The 18532-nt window shown below is 60.8% G+C and carries 17 protein-coding genes; 15 read left to right on the top strand and 2 right to left on the bottom strand.

Features of this window, described 5'->3' with window-relative positions:
- Positions 1-180 precede the first annotated feature (180 nt).
- From AAC645_RS17960 to AAC645_RS17925, 8 genes are all read left to right on the top strand, one after another.
- Positions 181-1362: an acyl-CoA dehydrogenase family protein gene (locus AAC645_RS17960; protein ID WP_340317955.1), complete on the top strand. Its 1182-nt coding sequence runs from the start codon at positions 181-183 to the stop codon at positions 1360-1362.
- Positions 1363-1384: 22 nt separating this feature from the next.
- Positions 1385-2368 carry a thiamine pyrophosphate-dependent dehydrogenase E1 component subunit alpha gene (locus AAC645_RS17955; protein WP_340317954.1) on the top strand — a complete coding sequence of 328 codons (984 nt, stop codon included), beginning with the start codon at positions 1385-1387 and terminating at the stop codon, positions 2366-2368.
- A 7-nt stretch (positions 2369-2375) separates the two neighbouring features.
- Positions 2376-3359, top strand: coding sequence for an alpha-ketoacid dehydrogenase subunit beta (locus tag AAC645_RS17950; RefSeq protein WP_340317953.1), 984 nt, complete (start codon positions 2376-2378; stop codon positions 3357-3359).
- Positions 3360-3386: 27 nt separating this feature from the next.
- Positions 3387-3617 carry a lipoyl domain-containing protein gene (locus tag AAC645_RS17945; RefSeq protein ID WP_340317952.1) on the top strand — a complete coding sequence of 77 codons (231 nt, stop codon included), beginning with the start codon at positions 3387-3389 and terminating at the stop codon, positions 3615-3617.
- 38 nt (positions 3618-3655) lie between these two features.
- Positions 3656-4456: an enoyl-CoA hydratase/isomerase family protein gene (locus tag AAC645_RS17940; RefSeq protein WP_340317951.1), complete on the top strand. Its 801-nt coding sequence runs from the start codon at positions 3656-3658 to the stop codon at positions 4454-4456.
- 52 nt (positions 4457-4508) lie between these two features.
- On the top strand, positions 4509-6809 hold the full coding sequence (locus tag AAC645_RS17935; RefSeq protein ID WP_340317950.1) for an acyl-CoA dehydrogenase family protein: 2301 nt from the start codon (positions 4509-4511) through the stop codon (positions 6807-6809).
- Between the two features lie 246 nt (positions 6810-7055).
- Complete coding sequence (locus AAC645_RS17930) at positions 7056-8435, top strand: aromatic ring-hydroxylating oxygenase subunit alpha (protein WP_340317949.1); 1380 nt, start codon at positions 7056-7058, stop codon at positions 8433-8435.
- Between the two features lie 152 nt (positions 8436-8587).
- Complete coding sequence (locus tag AAC645_RS17925) at positions 8588-10729, top strand: molybdopterin-containing oxidoreductase family protein (RefSeq protein ID WP_340317948.1); 2142 nt, start codon at positions 8588-8590, stop codon at positions 10727-10729.
- 40 nt (positions 10730-10769) lie between these two features.
- On the opposite strand, the gene AAC645_RS17920 is transcribed toward AAC645_RS17925, so the two are convergent.
- On the bottom strand, positions 10770-12359 hold the full coding sequence (locus AAC645_RS17920; RefSeq protein ID WP_340317947.1) for a class I adenylate-forming enzyme family protein: 1590 nt from the start codon (positions 12357-12359) through the stop codon (positions 10770-10772).
- Positions 12360-12410: 51 nt separating this feature from the next.
- Positions 12411-13118 (bottom strand): TetR/AcrR family transcriptional regulator, encoded by a 708-nt coding sequence (locus AAC645_RS17915; protein ID WP_340317946.1) that lies wholly within the window; start codon positions 13116-13118, stop codon positions 12411-12413.
- Positions 13119-13419: 301 nt separating this feature from the next.
- Between AAC645_RS17915 and AAC645_RS17910 the strand changes: the two genes are divergently transcribed.
- The 7 genes from AAC645_RS17910 (at position 13420) to npdG (ending at position 18521) form a co-directional block, all read left to right on the top strand.
- A complete protein-coding gene (locus AAC645_RS17910) occupies positions 13420-15075 on the top strand; it encodes a methylmalonyl-CoA mutase family protein (protein ID WP_340317945.1) in 1656 nt (551 codons plus the stop codon).
- Positions 15065-15508 carry a cobalamin B12-binding domain-containing protein gene (locus AAC645_RS17905; RefSeq protein ID WP_340317944.1) on the top strand — a complete coding sequence of 148 codons (444 nt, stop codon included), beginning with the start codon at positions 15065-15067 and terminating at the stop codon, positions 15506-15508. Before AAC645_RS17910 ends, AAC645_RS17905 begins: the two co-directional genes overlap by 11 nt.
- Positions 15505-16470, top strand: a complete 966-nt coding sequence (meaB, locus tag AAC645_RS17900) for a methylmalonyl Co-A mutase-associated GTPase MeaB (protein ID WP_340317943.1) — start codon at positions 15505-15507, stop codon at positions 16468-16470. The genes AAC645_RS17905 and meaB overlap by 4 nt, the downstream gene beginning before the upstream one ends.
- Complete coding sequence (locus AAC645_RS17895; RefSeq protein ID WP_340317942.1) at positions 16470-16826, top strand: Rieske (2Fe-2S) protein; 357 nt, start codon at positions 16470-16472, stop codon at positions 16824-16826. Before meaB ends, AAC645_RS17895 begins: the two co-directional genes overlap by 1 nt.
- 27 nt (positions 16827-16853) lie before the next feature.
- Positions 16854-17276 (top strand): SRPBCC family protein, encoded by a 423-nt coding sequence (locus tag AAC645_RS17890; protein WP_340317941.1) that lies wholly within the window; start codon positions 16854-16856, stop codon positions 17274-17276.
- A 124-nt stretch (positions 17277-17400) separates the two neighbouring features.
- Positions 17401-17715, top strand: coding sequence for a DUF1330 domain-containing protein (locus tag AAC645_RS17885; protein WP_340317940.1), 315 nt, complete (start codon positions 17401-17403; stop codon positions 17713-17715).
- A 152-nt stretch (positions 17716-17867) separates the two neighbouring features.
- Complete coding sequence (npdG, locus tag AAC645_RS17880; protein ID WP_340317956.1) at positions 17868-18521, top strand: NADPH-dependent F420 reductase; 654 nt, start codon at positions 17868-17870, stop codon at positions 18519-18521.
- Positions 18522-18532 lie beyond the last annotated feature (11 nt).

Below are 18532 nucleotides of genomic sequence, written 5' to 3'. Positions count from 1 at the left end.
GCCTATGAGGTCTATAGCCAACTGCTCGGACGCGCCGACGCACGGCAACTGGCGAGCCCCTCCATCGGGCTCACCCACAATCTCGGCGGCGTCCCCTACCAGGGCATCGCCGCAATCTCTATCATAGGACTGATGAGCTAATGGCTGGGCCGGTGTTCCGCTATCCGACCGAGGCATCCGATGGGAATTAACATCGCGCATGCGAGCGGAAGCCTGGTCGACCGTGACATCTTCGAAAACGAGCATGACGCGTTCCGCGATAGCGTGCGGCGCTTCGTCGAGACCGAATTGCAGCCCCATCATCATGAATGGGAAAAAGCCGGCATCGTTCCGCGCGACGTCTGGTTGAAGGCCGGTGAGATCGGGATGCTGTGTCCATCCGTGCCCGAGGAATATGGCGGCATCGGTGCCGATTATCTCTACAGCGTGGTGATGATCGAAGAAATCACCCGCGCCAATGTCACTGGGCCGGGATTCATGGTCCACAGTGAAATGGTGGCGCCCTATATTCTTGCCTGGGGCACCGAAGAAACCAAGCAGCAATGGCTGCCCCGCATGGTCACGGGGGAGAAGATCGGCGCTCTGGGCATGACCGAACCGGGTGCGGGCAGCGATGCCAAGGCGATCCGGACACGCGCCGAGCGCCGCGGCGACGAATATGTCATCAACGGTCAGAAAACCTATATTTCCAACGGCCAGCACTGCGACGTTCTGGTCGTGGCGTGCAAGACCGATCCGGCCGCCGGCGCGAAGGGCGTCAGCTTGATCGCCGTGGACGCCGACCAACCGGGCTTCGAGCGGGGCCGCAACCTCGACAAGATCGGCCTCAAGGCCCAGGACACCTCGGAGCTGTTTTTCAGCGATGTGCGCGCACCCCTATCGAGCAGGCTCGGCGAGGAGGGCGCAGGCTTCAGCATGTTGATGACCAAGCTGGCGCAGGAACGCCTGTCGGTCGCGGTCAAGGGCATGGCGGCCAGCGAAGCGGCGCTCCGCTGGACGGTCGAATATGTGCAGGAGCGTGAACTGTTCGACCAGAAGCTCGCCGATTTCCAGAATACGCAGTTCGTCCTGGCGCAACTGGCCGCCGAAGTGTCGCAAGGCCGGATCATGGTCGATTGGGGCATCAACCGCTTCATGAAGGGAACGCTCACGACGGTCGACGCATCCAAGATCAAGCTGTTGATCACAGAGCTCAACGGGCGTCTTGTCGACCAATGCCTACAATTCTTCGGCGGCTATGGCTACATGACCGAATATCCCATTTCCCAAGCCTTTATAGACGCCCGTATATCGCGCATCGCCGGCGGAGCCAGCGAAGTCATGAAGCAGATCATTGCGCGCGATCTGTTTCGCAGTCACTGAACGGTCAAAGGTAAGAATCGCTATGTCGAACTATCCCAAGCCGAGCGAGCGGCAACTCCTCGAAATCTATCGCACTGCCGCGACGATCAAGCTGAACGACGAGCGTGTCATCAAGGAGATGATGGCCGGCAAGCTCGTCACGCCCTATTATAGCGCGCGGGGGCAGGAGATCATCCCGTCGTCCCTGTCGCTCAGCCTGACCGACGATGATTATATCTGCACCATCTATCGCGGGACCCACGATATGGTGGCCAAGGGCTTTCCGCTCGACTCGCTGTGGGCGGAACTGGCCGGGCGCATAACCGGATCATGCAAGGGCAAGGGCGGGCCGATGCACCTTACCTACCCCAAAAAAGGCTGCATGGTTACGACGGGCATCGTCGGCAGTTCGATGCCGATTGCGACCGGTCTTGGCTGGGCTGCAAAGCTTAACGGCCGCGGCCAGGTGTCCGTTGCGAATTTCGGAGACGGCGCCGCAAATATCGGCGCCTTCCACGAGAGCCTGAACATGGCTGCGCTATATGACCTGCCGGTCATCTTCATGTGCCAGAACAACCGCTATGGCGAGCACACCACGATGAAGCGATCGACCAAGGTCGACCGCTTATCGAAGCGGGCGGCCGGCTACGGCATGCTGGGCGTGACGGTCGACGGAAACGATCCGGACGAAATTTACGGCGCGGCGAAGCTCGCGGTCGAGCGTGCGCGCGCGGGCGAGGGGCCGACGTTGATCGAGGCGATGACCTATCGTTTCAACGGCCACCTCATCGGCGACGCCGGCCACTATATGGACAAGGCGGAATATGCCGAAGCGAAAGCGAACGATCCGGTTCCGAGGCTTCGTCAGCGCCTGATCGACCAGGGCATCGCCGATGAAGGCGCGCTCAAGGACATGGAAGCCGCTATCCTGGCCACTATCGATGCGGCGGCCAAGGCCGCATTCGAGGCGGATTTCCCGGGATTGGATGAATTGAAGCGCGACGTGTTCGCGCATGAAATCGCGTGAGGATGCCATGACCGAACCTGTGAAAATGACGATCGTCGAAGCGATCAACCGTGCCATCCACGATGCGATGGAAAGCGATCCCAAGGTGCTGGTGCTGGGTGAGGACGTCGCCGATCCCGAAGAGGGCGGGGTGATGGGCGCGACCAAGGGGCTTTCCACCAAATATGGCGAAGAGCGGGTCCGATCGACCCCGATTTCGGAGCAGGCGATCGTCGGCTCGGCGATCGGCGCCGCGATCGCCGGCTATCGGCCGGTTGCCGAAGTGATGATGATGAACTTCATCACTGTCGCGATGGACATGATGGTCAACCACGCGGCCAAGCTGCGGTTCATGTCCGGCGGACAGACGAATGTTCCGATCGTCGTACGCACCATGACAGGCACGGGCTTCTCGACCGGCGGGCAGCATAGCGACTATCTGGAAGCATGGTTCGCGCATACCGCCGGCATCAAGGTCGTTGCGCCTTCGAACGCGGACGATGCCTATGGGCTGATGCGGTCCGCGATCGAGGACGATGACCCGGTTCTGTTCATCGAGAATATTCCGAGTTACTGGACCCCGGGCCAGGTCACCTTCCAGAAATATCCGCTCGGCAAAGCACGGCTGGTCCGCGAGGGCAGCGATATCACGATCGTTTCGCACTCGCTGATGGTCGGATATGCCGCGCAGGTCGCCAATCAGATGGCGGACAAGGGCATCTCGGTCGAGCTGATCGACCTTCGCACGATCGCACCCTGGGACCGTGAGACTGTCATCGAATCCGTTCGCAAGACCGGTAGGCTGCTGGTAGTGCATGAGGCGGTCAAGGAGTTCGGCATCGGTGCGGAAATCGTCGCTGTGGTCAACGAAGAACTCTTCGGCCAGTTGAAGGCGGCCCCGCAGCGCCTGGGCGGCGCATTTTGCGCAGTGCCCTTCAGCAAGCCTTTGGAGACGGGCTTTGCGCCCAGCCCGCAGACCATTGCCGCTGCGGTTGAGGCAATCTTCGCATGATATCACTGACTGGAAGGGAACAGCATCATGGCCGTTGAAATCATCCTGCCCAAACTCGGCTTCTCGATGAATGAGGGCAATCTGGCCGAGTGGCTGGTCGAAGATGGCGGGCAGGCGGTTGCGGGTCAGCCACTTTATGCGCTCGAAAGCGACAAATCCACGCAGGAGGTCGATGCACCCGCATCCGGGACGCTCAAGATTCTCAAGCCTGCGGGCGAGACCTATGAAGTCGGGACGGTGCTGGCCGAGATCGTCTGAACAACTAGCCAGCTACTATAGTTTACGGAGAGACCGACATGATGGATCAATCGCTCTATCAGACGTTGAAATTCGATTATGTCGGTCGCGTCCTGACTATCGCGATCAACCTGCCGGAGCGGCTAAATGTCGTTACGGAACAGCTGCATAACGAGATGGCCCGCGTCTTTCATGAAGCCGCGTTCGACCCCGACAGCGACGTTGTCGTCCTGACCGGCGTGGGCCGGGTATTTTGCGCCGGCGGTGACCTGCAGTGGCTCGCCGACGAACTGCGTGACGGCCTGCCCCCCTTCGTCGCGGAAAGCCATGTCATGCGCAGAATCGTTGGCGGATTGCTGGAGTGCCCCAAGCCCGTCATCGCAAAGGTGAACGGCGACGCGATCGGCTTCGGTGCGTCGATCGCACTGCTGTGCGATATCGTGATCGCTGGCGCGGGCGTGCGCTTCGCCGATCCGCATTGCCGGCTTGGCCTGTCGACCGGTGACGGCGGCTCGCTGATCTGGCCGCAACTGATCGGCTATGCCAAAGCCAAACATTATCTGCTGACCGGCGACGCGCTCGATGCCACCGAGGCGGAGCGGATCGGGCTGATCAGCATGGTCAAGCCGGCCGAGGAGCTGGACGCCTTCGTCGCTGGATATGCTGCGCGTCTCGCCACCGGTGCCCAGACGGCGATCCGTTACAGCAAGATCACCACCAACATTCCGCTCCGACAGATGGCTGCGACGGTTTATGAAGCGATGATCGCCTATGAAGGGCTGTGCAAGCATAGCAGCGATTATCGCGAGGGCGTGACCGCGTTCGTCGAAAAACGCAAACCGGTCTTCACCGGCCGGTAACTGCGCTCCGCCGCTCCGCCACATCTCCCAGAACATTCAGGCTCTTATAGCGATGCTAGTCAAATCCGATACGCAGCAGATGATGGCCGAGATGGCGGGGCGCCTTCTGGCCAAGGAAAATGAGATGGAGGCCCGGCGGCATCGGCTGTCGGGCGATCAACCCGCTCGTATGCATCTGTGGCCGCATCTCACCGAACAGGGCCTGATCGGAGCGCTGGCGCCGGAGGAATTGGGCGGCTTCGGCGGCAGCACGCGCGATGTCGGCGTGCTGATGGCGCTGGCGGGCGAATGGCTGGTCGTGGAACCGTTGCTCCACACGGCGCTCGTGGCGAAGGCGTTTGCCTTGGCCAATGCACGCGGCTGCCCGGTCGAGGAGAAGCTGACTGCGTCGCTGGTATCAGGCGAGATGAGTTTCGCCTTCGCACATCAGGAAGGCGCCGATCCCTTTGCGGCTCGACAGACCCATGCGGTTCGGCAGGGCGACGCCTACCGCCTTTCCGGAACCAAGGCCGTCATCCGCCATGCCGACCTGGTCGATCACCTGCTTGTGACGGCACAGCTGGACGGAAAGCCTGCCCTGTTCCTTGTCGAGGCTCGCAGCACCGGCGTCACCTTGAATCCGCTACGTCTGATCGATGCGTCTTCCGCGGCGGACGTCGTGCTGAACGATGCGCCGGCTCAGCTGGTTCTTGATGATGCCGCAGCGGAATTGAACGTCTTGCTGGCGCTCTACCTGGCCGGTCTGTCGGCCGAAATCGCGGGCGTCGCGGCGGCCGTGAACAGCCGGACATTTGCCTATCTCGTCACGCGCAAGCAGTTCGGCGTGGCGCTTTCAACCTTCCAGGCGCTACAGCATCGCGCCGCCGATATGCACATCGCGGCCGAAGAAGTCCGCATATTCGCCGGCCATGTTGTCGACGAGATCGATGCGACGGCTTCTGCCGCTTTGTCCAAGGCCGCCGCGCTCAAGGCCATGGCTGACGATGCGGGCCGCCGCATCGCCCATGAATCGGTCCAGCTTCACGGCGGTATGGGTGTCAGCGACGAACTCGATATCAGTCACTATTTCCGGCGCCTTGCTGCCATCCGGGGAGAGCTTGCCGGCAGCAGCGTCCTTCGGAGCTTCGTCGACGACGTCGGGAGTCCGATAGCAACGGTCGCTGACGACGATGAAGCGCTGGCCCGATTCCGTCGAGATGTACGTGACTTCGTCCAGGCCAGCCTTCCTGACGATATTGCGGGCAAGGGACGCGAGAGCCTCGAGATCGTTAAAGACGACTATGTGCGCTGGCAGAAGATTTTGCGGGAAAAGGGTTGGTTCGCTGCCAATTGGCCCAGCGAATTCGGCGGCAATGACTGGGATATTCGTCGCCAGCTGACCATGCTGCAGGAATCGGCCCTCAACAACGCGCCGATGATCATTCCCTATGGCGTATCGATGGTCGGTCCGGTCATCTACAGTTTCGGAAACAAGGCGCAGCAGGAGCGGCACCTTCCGGGCATCCTGTCCAACGACGTGTGGTGGTGCCAGGGTTATTCCGAACCCAATAGCGGTTCGGACCTGGCTTCGCTGAAGACGACCGCGGTTCGGGATGGCGACCACTATGTCGTCAACGGAACCAAGATGTGGACGACGGAAGCGCATTGGGCCGACTGGATGCATTGTCTGGTCAGGACCAACAAGGACGTGAAGGCGCAGGCCGGCATAAGCTTCCTGCTCATAGACATGACGTCGCCGGGCATCGAGATCAGGCCGATCGTAACCATCGACGGGCAGCACCATACCAATCAGGTCTTCCTGGATAATGTACGCGTTCCCGCCGAAAATCTGGTGGGCGAAGAAGGGCAGGGGTGGACGATCGCCAAATTCCTGCTCTCCAACGAGCGGGTGGCCATCGCCGATACCGGTCCGAAAATGCGCCTGCTCGTCCATATCCGGGGCATGTTCGAAGCCGCGTGCGCCAATGGCGAGCTGACCGGAGCTCGCCGGACCCTGATAGCGGACATGCTGGTGTCGGTGGAGACGGAATTGGCTGCGTTGCTGGCGATGGAAGAACATTATGTCGGCTATTGGGCGGCGGGCGAGGCCAAGACCGGTCCGGAAGCGTCGATCCTGAAGATACGGGGCACCGAGATATTGCAACGGCTGAGCGAGGTTGCGCTGGCGATAGAGGGGCCGCTGGGAGCGGTGCATGACCCGCGCGACCTGCATCTCCCCGGGGCTTCGAAACCGACGCCCGCCCAAAGTGCGAGCGCGATGGCGCATCAATATCTTTATGGCCGCTGCTGGTCGATCTTCGGTGGAACCAACGAAATCCAGCGGAATATCATCGCGGGCACCATTTTGCGTTGAGCATGGACGATCGGCGGGCTACGCTGGATGCAGCGACGGTTACGGATAGGAAGACGAGATCATATCGGCAGGCGCCTGTCCTGTGCTTTGGTGCAGATGCGTGGCAGGCGGAGTTGCCAACGGTCATCGGCTTTCCGCCATCCTCGTTCCCGCTGCAGCGCGCGGCCAAGCGAGAATCACCGGTTGAAAAAAAAGCCGAACTCGCCCATGCATTAGTTTGATCGGTCTAGATGGAGAGGTCGGGATATGGACGCCCCGTATTTTATCAATTACCCCGATGACGAAGCCGGACCCCAAGGGGCGAAGGCGCCGTATGTCGATCTCGGAACGTCACCGCCGGACAAGCGCCGTTATTATTCCAGGGAAGAGGCCGATCTGGAATGGAGCGGCCTGTGGATGAAGACATGGGCCCTGGCGGGTCTGCTCCAGGATATCCCGGAGGTCGGCGATTTCCTCCGCTATGAACTGGGCAAGGAATCCTTCATTGTCGTGCGCACCGGCAAGGGCGAGAACGACGTCAAGGCATATTACAATGTCTGCCCGCATCGCGGCAACCGCCTTGTCCACACCGATTTTGGCGCGACCGAGCCCTCAGAAGGGTTCCAGTGCGATTTCCACGGCTGGAAGTTTTCGATCGAAGGCCGCAATACGCTGGTCCGGGATGAGGAAATCTTCCGCCCCGAGGTTCTGGCTGACCGGCCCTGCCTGACCAAGGTGAGTGTCAGCGTCTGGAACAGCCTGATCTTCGTCAACCCCGATCCGCAGCCGCGTCTGTCGCTGCTGGAGCATCTTGACGTCATTCCGGAACATTGCGCCAATTATGACTTCAGCAAGTTCCGGGTATTCCGGGACCTGGCGGTCACCTGGGATGCGAACTGGAAGACGGCGCTGGAAGCTTTCATCGAGTTCTACCATGCCGATGATGTCCATCCCGAGCTTCTGCCGCTCACGGCAACGCGGGACTGCCAATATGATCTCTATGACAACGGCATTAGCCGCATGATCATCGAGGTGGGAAGCGCGAACAGCAAGCTGCCAGACCGCGAGGTTGTAAACGAGGGTCTGAAAAGCCTCGTAACGATCTATGGCGGCAATCCCGATGACTACAAGCATCTGAGCGGTAGCCAATATAAGAGAGCGCTTGCCGATACCAAGCGTAAGTGGGGAAAGAAGCACGGATATGAGTTCTTCGAGAAACTGAGCGATCCTCAGATCACGGATGACTGGAACTATTTCATATTCCCCAATGTCACGCTGAATGTCTTTGCGGACAGCCTGCTGATTCAGATTTTCCGGCCGCACGCTACTGACCCGAGCAAGAGCCATTACAATGCGATTACGCTGTGTTTGCCGGTCAGCGACGATGAAACGCCCGTTTTCGATCTCAACGAGTTCAATTTCGGTCCCAAGGGCTGGAAGGGCGATCAGCGTCCCGCTCGCTTCGTGCCGAAGGATCTGAGCGAGTTCGGCAACGTGCTCGCCCAGGACGCTATCCGGGTGCCAGAAGTACAGAAAGGCATCGAGTCCGCGTCGTTCAAGGGCTCGAGACTGTCTGAATCGGAAATCCGCATCCGGCACTACCTGGCTGAGATCGACAAATATCTCGGACGTACGCCTAAGGCCTGAGGTGCGTCGCCCGGCTTTGACGCGCGGCTCCTGAGCAGGAAGGAGCCGCCGATTGCGCTGAACAGCGTGCTGCCACCCGCCGGTCACTGCTGCGCCGTGACCGGCAGCCGCCTGCCGGGTGCCGATGCGCAACTGGTGTGAAGGAGAGACGGATGGCGACGCATATCACCTATTGCCGGAACTGCGCGGCGATGTGCGGACTCGAGGTCACGGAGGAAGCTGGCCGGATCACGGATATCCGCGGAGATCGGGCGCATCCGATTTCCAAGGGTTATTTCTGCATCAAGGGAATGGCGACGCGCGATTTTCATAATGGTGAAGATCGAATGCTCAACAGTTCGCGGCGCAATGGGCAAGGCGGCTTCGATCCAATTTCCGCCGAAGCGGCCATGGATGAAATCCACCAGAAGCTGAGCGCCATCATCGCCGAGCATGGCGTAGAATCGGTCGCGCTCTATTACGGCACCGGCGCGAACTGCAACGTAACGAGCGTTCCCGCAGCGAAGGCTTGGGCGGATGCGCTGGGAACGCCCTACATCTTTTCAAGCATGACGCTGGACCAATCTGCGAAGTGGGTGACGGCCGGCCGCATGGGTGTCTTCCTGACGGGAAAGCATAAAGCGCCCGACGTGGACGCGGTGATGGTCGTCGGTTCCAATCCCGCTGCTTCGCATGCCAGCTATGGCCTGACCTCTCCCAACGCAATCAAGCATGCCCGCGATGCACAGCGGTCGGGAATGAAAATGATCGTGGTCGATCCACGCCGGACAGAGACCGCACGCACCGCCGACTTTCATTTGCAGCTGCATCCTGGGCAGGACGCTGCGCTGTTCGCCGGGCTGATCCGCATGGTGTTGGATCGCGGGCTGGAAGACAAGGCGTTCTGCGCGCGGTTCACAACCTCGCTGGACAGGCTGCGGGCGGCCGTGGACGAGTTCACACCCGATTATGTCGCGGCGCGAACCGGCGTGGGCGTCGAGCTGTTGGAAGAAGCCGTGCGTATTTTCACGGGTGCACGCCGCAAATCGGCGCTCAGCGGGACGGGGCCCAATATGGCGCCCGATTCCAATCTGGCCGAACATCTGATCGAAGCCTTCACGGCGATCTGCGGCGGGTACCGCCGCGCGGGGGACATGATCCGCAACGTCGGCTATTATGGTGGGGGCGCCGTCACCGAAAGCGTGCTGCCGCCTGATCGTAGTTGGGAACGTGGCCCGAAATTGCGCACCGTCGATACCGGTCCGGTCGGCGGCGAGTTCCCAACAGCGCTGCTGCCGTCGGAAATAAGCGGGAACGCTACCGGCAAGATACGGGCGCTTATTCAGGTGGGGGGCAACCTGGTCAAGGCGTTGCCGCAGCCCGAACTGGTAATACCATTGCTGAGCGAACTCGAACTGGTCGTTTCCGTCGACACGCGGGAGACCGCTACCGGACGGCTGGCGCACTACCAGATAGCCACCAGCGGTCACTACGAGCACCATGATCTGACGGTGGGGATGGACTATATGCTGCCGGCCACCTTTGCGCAGGTGGCAGAGCCCATCCTTCCCCGTCCCCAGGGGGTGATCGAGGATTGGCAATTCTTCCACGGTCTCGCCCGCAGGATGGGCAAGACGCTGCATATCAAGCGTCCGTTCTTCGGGGTGGCGCATCGCGATATTCCCGGACCGGCGTGCACGGTGGGCGACGAGACGACGACGGAGGACATCGTCCGCTGGATGGCCGACACCGGACGCGGCAGCTATGACGATCTGAAGAACATGCCGCATGGACGCCTCTTCAACGAGGCTGAAGCAGTCGCGACAGCGCAGATGGAGGATGACGGTTCCCGATTGGACCTGTGTCCGCAGGATGTCGAAGCCGAGATTTACGCGGTCCGGGGTAGTGACGATGATGTTGCGGGTTATCCGTTCCGGCTGATCTCGCGGCGACTGATCGAAGTCATGAACAGCGCCTATACCGCCGCCGCGCAGACCCGCCGCCGCTTTCCGACCAATCCGATATTCATGAACGAAGCCGACATGACGCGGCTCGACGTGATCGAAGGCGGTCAGATCAAGCTGCGCTCGCAAAGCGGCGCGGTGGTGATCGGGCGCGTTCGCAAGGACTCGGGACTGCAACCTGGCGTCATCTCGATGTGCCACGGCTGGGGCAATCCCGAAGTGTCGGGCGATCAGGATCCGGATGCGTTTTCCGGCCGGCTGCCATCATTGCGCACCGAGCTCCAGACGATCAATTTCATGCCTCGTCTAAGTGCCGTCCCGGTGCAGGCGCAACGTCACGAACGGGCTTAAGAGCCCGCGGCGAGGCGCGCGTCCGAACCGGGGGAGACGATTAGCGCGAAGCCGCGAGATATTGGTCGCGCAGCATGAACTTCTGAATTTTGCCCGACAATGTGACGGGCATGGCATCGACATGCCAGACGCCCTGGGGAATCTTGTAGCGGGCAAGCATAGGCTCGAGAAATTCGCAGATAGCACCATGATCGATCTCGTAACCCGCACGGCACCTGAGTGCGACGATAGGCGTTTCGCCCCAACGTTCGTGAGGTATCCCGAAGACCGCTGCTTCGGCGATGCCGGGATGCTGGACCAATAGATCCTCTATTTCGCGCGGGTAGATATTCTCGCCACCGCGGATGATCACATCCTTCAGGCGACCGGTAATCTTGAGGTAGCCGTCCGGCTCGATCGTGCCCAGGTCACCGGTGTGCAACCATCCCTCGGGATCGATCGCCTTGGCGGTCTCGTCCGGTTGGCCATAATATCCCATCGTGACGGCGCAGCTGCGCACCTGGATTTCGCCGACCTCACCAAATTCGACCATGGCGTTGCTGATCGGATCGACGATCCGGATCTCGGTATGCGGCATGGGCTTTCCGACCGTTTCGGTCTTGTGGTAGCGGTCGTCGCCGCGCACGCCCAGACAGATCGTGGAGCTTGTTTCGGTCTGCCCGAAGACGACGACATGATCGACGTTCAGTTCGCGTTCGAGCCGGTCTATAAGCTCCGCCGCGACGGGTGTTCCGCCTTGCGTTAGCACCGCCAGGCTGGACAGATCATAGTTCGGCCGATCCGGGTGATCGAGCAACGCGATCGCGGTCGTGGGCACCAGCGGCATCCAGGCCGGCCGTTCTTCCGCTATGGTCCGCATCACCTCGACCGGGTCGAAGCCGTTGATCAGGACCAGTGTGCCGTGGTTCCACATACAGCCCATCAGCGCAAAGACGGAGCCGCCGGTGTGAAACATCGGCAACCAATTCAACCATACCGAACCCATGGGAAGGGCGAAGCGCGTAGCGGTGAACTGGGCGATATTCACAAGTCCGCGATGCGACAACATCGCTGCTTTCGCTCGACCGGTGGTGCCGGAGGTAAACTGGATCATCGCCGCAGATGCGGGATCTACGACAGGGAAAACCGGCAGATCCCCGCCAGGGGCGGCGTTGGTCAGGTCGTCGATCAGAAAAGCCTGACGCAGGAGCGGTAGTCTCGGCCGCACCCCCTCTAGCAGGGCAACCGCATTCGTGTCCCGGAAGGTTTCCGCCAGAACGATCCCGACGGCGTCGGACTGCAAGAGTGCATGTTCCAGCTCATGCGCCCTGCTGGCGGGATTGACCGCGACGAGGACAAGGCCCGACAAAGCCATCCCGAACTGTACGAGCGCCCATTCAGGCCGGTTCGAACACCAGAGCGCCACATGGTCGCCGGGTTTGAAATGGGTCAGCAAAGTGGCGGCGACCCGCTCGGCGTCGTTCAGCAGGCTGCTATATGTCCAGCTTTTTTGAACGCCGGAGAGTGGATCGCGCACGCCCTTGAGCGCTACGTGATCCGGAATCTCCGCAGCCATTTTCCTGAGGAACGTTCCCACGCTCCAGTCGACAAGCTCCCCGTCGATCTCACCTGGCCGATATGCTGCCGGCATAATCTCTCAATTCCTCTTGCGCTCTCGGTTGCGATGCAGGCCGCGGCGGCGTTATTTTGGTCCCAATATTTCGATCAGTTTGCGCTGGATCGCCACACCCGTCAAAGGATCGATATAGGGAAGATGGTGGCTGAAGTGATACCAGGTCAGACGATGAATGATCTGGTTCAAGGCCTCGCCCGACGGCTCCTTTTCGCCCCCCGCGATCGCTTCCCATCGAACCCAGCTCGTCCACATCATCCAGCAATTGCGGGCGATTTCCAGTTCGTTATTGGGTGGTTTGAGCGGCAACATATTGAAATTGTTGCGGTACAGTTCCTGGTGATCGACGATTTGCTGGATCGACCAATCCTGCAGGTCGAGGAACCGCAGAAATATCTGCTCGTCGATGTGGATGAGGAAGTCGAGATCCCTGAAAAAATAGCGGTGCCGCCAAAGGCAGCGCTGAACGTCGATCTGATGCACGACGAGGTCTTGAAACGTCATCGGCATCTTGGGGCGCGTCAAAACCACGCGGATCTCGGTTTCCAAGCGGCCAAAAAGGGTGAGAAAAAGATCGCTGTTCGTTCGGAAATGATAGTGGAGGTTGCCGGGACTAATCCCAAGCTCCTCAGCGACACGGTTTACCGAAAATCGCGAGGCGCCGAAGATATTGAACAAACAGATTGCCTGCTCCGCTATTTCCTCCGCTCGTTTCGAGGGGGGCTGTGCGTTGCCGCGTCTCCTCTTGATGGAGGCGGGAACCTCGATGTCGATCATTCTCATTCGTTCAGATTACCAATGTGCCCAACCCACGAGGTTGACATACACATGCCCGGCTAGTAATCAAGCTAGATCGGTAGATCTAGATTTGCAAGACTCTTACGGCTCTAAGGATCACCGTTTCCGCGCAGAATCAGGTCGCGCAGGTGGGTTGGAAAGCGTATCTACGATATGGTCGGATGGCAACGATCTAATCGGATGACGAATGTTTGCTGTGGTCTGGCGCGGTTCGCGTCACGTGAAAAGATTTGGCGTGGCAAATCTCTGTTTTAGAAACACATAGGGTAAGGATGTCGGTATGACGGTTGGCAAGCCGGAAACTTCGCTGGTCGACGTTGCGAACCTTGAGGTCAAGCTGACGCGGACGAAAACGGCAGGAGGCATCGAAACCGATCCCTATTATCGGCCGGCAGATGCCCGCGCGGAGTACGGCGAAAAGCTGGGTGATCCCGGTCAATATCCCTATACGCGCGGCGCGTTTCCGCAGATGTATCGGACCCGCATGTGGACCCTGCGGAATATCGTGGGCTATGGCGCGCCCGAGGATACGCGCGAGGGTCTGGAAATGGTGTTGGCGTCGGGTGGTACCGGCGTAAACGTCGTGTGCGATCCACCGACCAATCAGTCGATCGATCCCGACCATCCGGCCGTCGGCCCCGAAGTCGGGCTGGAGGGCTGCTCACTGCCGACGATGCGGGACATGGACCGGCTCATGGCAGGCGTCGATCTGGCGAAGGTGGATACCGCCTGGCACTGGACGACCACGGCCTATGCGCTGGTCGCTGCCACGCACGTCAGTCGCGGCGGCGATCTGAAGCTGCTCCAGGGATCCAACATGCCGGACATGCTGCAGGAAACTCTCGCCGGCTGGGGCCAGCATGTCGTTCCGGCCGATCTCGGACATCGCAGTACCGTCGATCAGGTCGAATATTGCGTCAAGCAAAGCCCGCGCTGGGCCTTGGGACTGCCTCAGGCCTATGATCTGCGAGAGCGAGGGCTGACGCCCGCGGGCGAAATCGGCGTGGGCATGGCTATCGTCATCGCGACAATCGAAGACCTGATCAAGCGGGGCATAAGTGTCGATCAGGCGGCGGCATCGATCGCATGGGTTTCCACTTCGGACACCGATTTCTTCGAGGAGGTGGCCAAGTTCCGGGCACTGCGCCGTTTCTGGGCACACACGATGAAAGAGCGGTTCGGCGCAACCGACACCCGGGCGCTCCGGCTGCGCGTCGCCTGTCACACCTCCGGCCGATCGCTCGTCTACAAGCAGCCGCTCAACAATCTCACCCGTACCGCGATCCAGAGCTTCGCCGCCCTGTGCGGAGGGGTCCAGTCGCTGGAAGCCTGCACGTTCGACGAACCGATCTGCGTTCCGACCCACGATGCTCGCGATCTTGCGATACGCCAGCAACAGATCCTTGCCGAGGAAGTCGGTGCCGCCCGCGTCGCCGACCCGCTGGGGGGGAGCTGGTATGTCGAATCCCTGACGGACCAGGTCGAAGCGCAAGCCAAAGACATCTTGCAAAAGATCCTGGACATCGGTGTGCTCGAAGCCGTGAAGAGCGGCTATATCGAGCGCATAATGGACGATCATAACCTTAACATACAGCGTGAGCTGGACGAGGGGGAACGCGTCGTGATCGGACTGAACCGGTTCATTCCGGAAAGCGAACCGCCGCCGCCCCGCTTTACGTTCGACCCCACCAACACGCGCAAGCACATGCAGCGTTTCTCCGAACTGAAACAACAGCGTGACCGCAGCCGATGGGAAGCGTCGCTGCGCGTGCTGCACAGCAGCGCCCGCAACGGCACCAACACCACCGGCCCGATGATCGACGCGTTGCTGGCCGACGCTTCGATCGGCGAGGTATGGGGCACGCTGCGGCTGGGTATGGGGTATCCCTATGATGCCTTTGGCGCGTTGGAGGCGCCGATTCGCTATGAACATTGAGCCGGATATCGCTACCGCCACCACCGACAGCCATGCTGGACCGGTGCGCTGCCTGCTGGGCATGGTAGGCACCGATGTTCATTCCAAGGGCATCCGCACCATCGCGCAGATCTTGCGCGATGCGGGCGTCGAGGTGATCTATATCGGCGAGCATAACACCATAGAGGGGATGGCGCAGGCCGTTGTCGACGAAGATGCCGACATCGTCGGCCTCAGCTTCTCCTCCGCCGCCTATCTCACCTACACCCGCATGCTGCTGGATGCGATGGTGGCCCGAAATGTCGGCGATATACCGATCATGCTGGGCGGCCTCATCCACCCGGATGACGTTCCGGTGCTCGATGAAATGGGTGTAACCGGGGTGTTCGGTCCGGGATCGACCACCGAGGAGATCGTTGCGTTCGTGAAGAATCGCGGCCGGGCGAAACAATGAATGCAGCGTCCCTGGCGCACCGGATCATAGCAGGCGACAGGCAGGCGGCCGCGCGTTTGATTACCCGCGTCGAACTGGGCGACATTGGCGTCTCCCCCATCCTGGAACATCTCTATCTGAACGGCGGGAATGCGCGCGTCGTTGGCGTCACCGGCCCTCCCGGCGCGGGCAAGAGCACGCTTGTTGATAGCTGCGTAACGATGTGGCGGGCTGCCGGCAAAAGGGTGGCGGTGCTGGCGGTGGACCCGTCAAGCCCTCTTAGCGGCGGCGCGGTGTTGGGCGATCGGGTTCGGATGGGGCGCCACGCTGGCGATCCCGACGTGCTGATCCGCTCGATGGCTGCGCGTGGTGCCCTGGGCGGCCTGGCGGAAGCTGCGGGCGATGCGCTCACGATCATCGATGCCCTGGGTTTCGACATCATCGTTGTAGAGACCGTCGGCGTCGGACAGAGCGAGATTGAGGTGCTGACCCAGGCGGATGTCGTCATCGTCCTCCAGACGCCCGAGGGGGGCGATGGCATACAATCGGTCAAGGCTGGCTTGCTGGAAATCGCTGACATCTTCGTGGTCAACAAGGTAGACGTCGCCGGTGCGGAGCGGATGGTCCGCAACCTTCGCGAAATGGTGGCGCACCGAAAACCCACGATCGAGGGTTGGAACACCCCGGTAATCCCGCTTCAGGCGAACCGGGGCGAAGGTGTCAGCACGCTTATCGCCGCTGTCGACGATTTCTTTGACTGCTGGCGCGGATCGAGCGACCAGGGACGTGAGCGTTCGATCCGTCGCATGCAGGCGCGTGTTGTGGCGCTGGCGCATGGTCTGTTGCGCCGCCACCTATCCGGCATTCAGGACGACCCCGACATCAATGCGTTGATTGCCGGTACAGTTTCCCGGACCATGGATCCCCATGCGGCGGCGCATCGACTGGTGGCACGACTCGCAGACAGCCAGGATCGGCGGTGATGCAGGGCGAGGACTTGTTCGTGGAGGCGTGCCTGTTGTCGGAGCTCGCCGACGCAGGTCGCAAGGTGGTGGAGATCGACGGTCAACCGATCCTGCTGTTCATGCTTGGCAAGGAGGTGCACGCGGTCCGCAACCGGTGCACGCATCTCGACTTTCCGTTGGCCGATGGCCGCATCATTGGACGAGAGCTGATCTGCCGCCGCCATGGCGCGCGCTTCTGCATCGATGACGGGCGCGCGGTTGGCGGCGCGGCGGTGCGGACGCTGCCGGTGTATCCGGTGCGCGTTCGCGAAGGACGGGTCGAAGTGAATGTCGCTGCGGGTCGCGAGGATCGATGGCCGCCGCTGGCCTGCTAATCTCGAAGCCAATTCGGAGATGGATTAATGACTGTGTCGACCTCTGCGGACATACCGCTACCGATCGCAACGATATGGGCGATGATCAGCGATTTTTCCGGCTTGAAGAACTGGCATCCCCTGGTCGATCGCTGTGAAACCGTCGGCCAGGGCGAAGGCGCTGTTCGAACCGTTCATTTTGCCGATTGGTGGGCGACGGAAAGCCTCGACCGGCTCGATCATGACCATCATGTGCTGGAGTATCGCGTCATCGACAGCTCGCGCCCTGCAGTGATCGGTGTGAAGGGCTCGATGCGGCTGACCTCCTTGTCTCCTGATGCCACCCGCATCGACTGGGTGTCGGGCCTGCAGGCGGATCACCCGGCTGCAAATGAAGTCAATCAGGGTCTTCAAGCCTATTACCCGGTGCGCCTGGGCCATTTGCGCGCGGCCTTGGGACTGCCATCCTGAAGGCGCGACATGACGCTGGAGCAGGGGCAGCGCCCACCGGCCACGGACATTCTGCAGGCGCTTCGATATGGGCCTCTCCGTTCTCTCCTCCCACTGTTCGCGAACGAGGGCTGAAGGACAAATTGTGACCGCCTTTGTTATCGTAACGCTGAAGGTCCACGACCGATCTTGGCTAAACGACTATGTCGCCAACGTTCCAGCGATCGTCCGCCAACATGGGGGACGCTATATCGCGATCGGAACTCAGATATCCGTAGAGGAGGGCGAAGGATCGGCGCCGGACCAGATCGCAATCCTCTCCTATCCTACCCTTGCCGATCTGCGCGCGAGCCTGTCCTCTCCCGATTATGCCCCCTATCGCGACTCGCGCATGGGCAAAGCCGACACCCAGATACTCGCGTTCGAGGCAATTCATTCGGAATTCCACGAAACCCCGTGACCGGAAGAGTTGCTTTCCGTTGCAGCGATATCTGTCCGGCACGCCGCGCGGAAAGCCATAGCCGGCCTCGGCGCGATATTGCTGGACGCTGATACAGTCAGCGCATACTAGATCGACTGATCCTATACGCGGTAGAAGACGAAAGGGGCATGATGTCCAAGGCTAAAATTGCTGTCATCGGCGGAACTGGCAATCTGGGAAGTGGATTGGCCTGGCGACTGGCGCGGGCAAATCATGAAGTCCTGCTCGGCTCGCGGACGGCGGAGAGCGCATCGAAGCGGGCTGCCGACCTTGGCCATGGCATCATCGGCATGGACAATGTCGAGGCGGCACGCGCAGGCGACATCCTGTTCGTCACTGTGCCTTTCGAGGCGCAAGAAGCTACGCTTGAAGCGATCAGGCCCCATGCCGCCGGCAAGATCGTCGTCGATACGACGGTGCCGCTCGTGCCGCCCCGCGTGATGCGCGTTCAATTGCCCGCCGAAGGCTCAGCCGCTCTGAAGGCCGCACAGCTTCTGGGCGATGGCGTGCGCGTGGTGTCCGGGTTTCATAATGTCGCGGCCGCCAAGCTTGCCAAGGACGTAGATGTTGCATGCGACATTCTCGTGTTCAGCGACGACAAGGAAGCACGGTCCGTGGTCGTGGGCCTTGCCAACGAAATAGGCGTCCGCGGACTCCATGGCGGCGCGCTGGCGAATTCCGCAGCCGCAGAAGCCATGACTTCGCTGCTCATATTCATCAACAAGACCTATCAGGTTGACGGCGCCGGTATACAGATCACCGGCGAGCTTGTTCCGTCAGCCTGAGCGTGATCACA

The organism is Rhizorhabdus argentea, from assembly GCF_037861105.1.
GTDB lineage: Bacteria > Pseudomonadota > Alphaproteobacteria > Sphingomonadales > Sphingomonadaceae > Rhizorhabdus > Rhizorhabdus argentea.
Note: the sequence above shows the minus strand (reverse complement) of the source record. Positions and strands in the feature narration are given on the sequence as shown.

Coding starts and splice junctions, on each gene's coding strand:
- AAC645_RS17905 (WP_340317944.1), top strand. CDS start 15,065: ATGAACATTGAGCCGGATATCGCTACCGCCACCACCGACAGCCATGCT.
- AAC645_RS17935 (WP_340317950.1), top strand. CDS start 4,509: ATGCTAGTCAAATCCGATACGCAGCAGATGATGGCCGAGATGGCGGGG.
- AAC645_RS17930 (WP_340317949.1), top strand. CDS start 7,056: ATGGACGCCCCGTATTTTATCAATTACCCCGATGACGAAGCCGGACCC.
- AAC645_RS17955 (WP_340317954.1), top strand. CDS start 1,385: ATGTCGAACTATCCCAAGCCGAGCGAGCGGCAACTCCTCGAAATCTAT.
- AAC645_RS17960 (WP_340317955.1), top strand. CDS start 181: ATGGGAATTAACATCGCGCATGCGAGCGGAAGCCTGGTCGACCGTGAC.
- AAC645_RS17895 (WP_340317942.1), top strand. CDS start 16,470: ATGCAGGGCGAGGACTTGTTCGTGGAGGCGTGCCTGTTGTCGGAGCTC.
- npdG (WP_340317956.1), top strand. CDS start 17,868: ATGTCCAAGGCTAAAATTGCTGTCATCGGCGGAACTGGCAATCTGGGA.
- AAC645_RS17945 (WP_340317952.1), top strand. CDS start 3,387: ATGGCCGTTGAAATCATCCTGCCCAAACTCGGCTTCTCGATGAATGAG.
- AAC645_RS17940 (WP_340317951.1), top strand. CDS start 3,656: ATGATGGATCAATCGCTCTATCAGACGTTGAAATTCGATTATGTCGGT.
- AAC645_RS17910 (WP_340317945.1), top strand. CDS start 13,420: ATGACGGTTGGCAAGCCGGAAACTTCGCTGGTCGACGTTGCGAACCTT.
- AAC645_RS17920 (WP_340317947.1), bottom strand. CDS start 12,359: ATGCCGGCAGCATATCGGCCAGGTGAGATCGACGGGGAGCTTGTCGAC.
- AAC645_RS17915 (WP_340317946.1), bottom strand. CDS start 13,118: ATGATCGACATCGAGGTTCCCGCCTCCATCAAGAGGAGACGCGGCAAC.
- AAC645_RS17925 (WP_340317948.1), top strand. CDS start 8,588: ATGGCGACGCATATCACCTATTGCCGGAACTGCGCGGCGATGTGCGGA.
- AAC645_RS17890 (WP_340317941.1), top strand. CDS start 16,854: ATGACTGTGTCGACCTCTGCGGACATACCGCTACCGATCGCAACGATA.
- AAC645_RS17950 (WP_340317953.1), top strand. CDS start 2,376: ATGACCGAACCTGTGAAAATGACGATCGTCGAAGCGATCAACCGTGCC.
- meaB (WP_340317943.1), top strand. CDS start 15,505: ATGAATGCAGCGTCCCTGGCGCACCGGATCATAGCAGGCGACAGGCAG.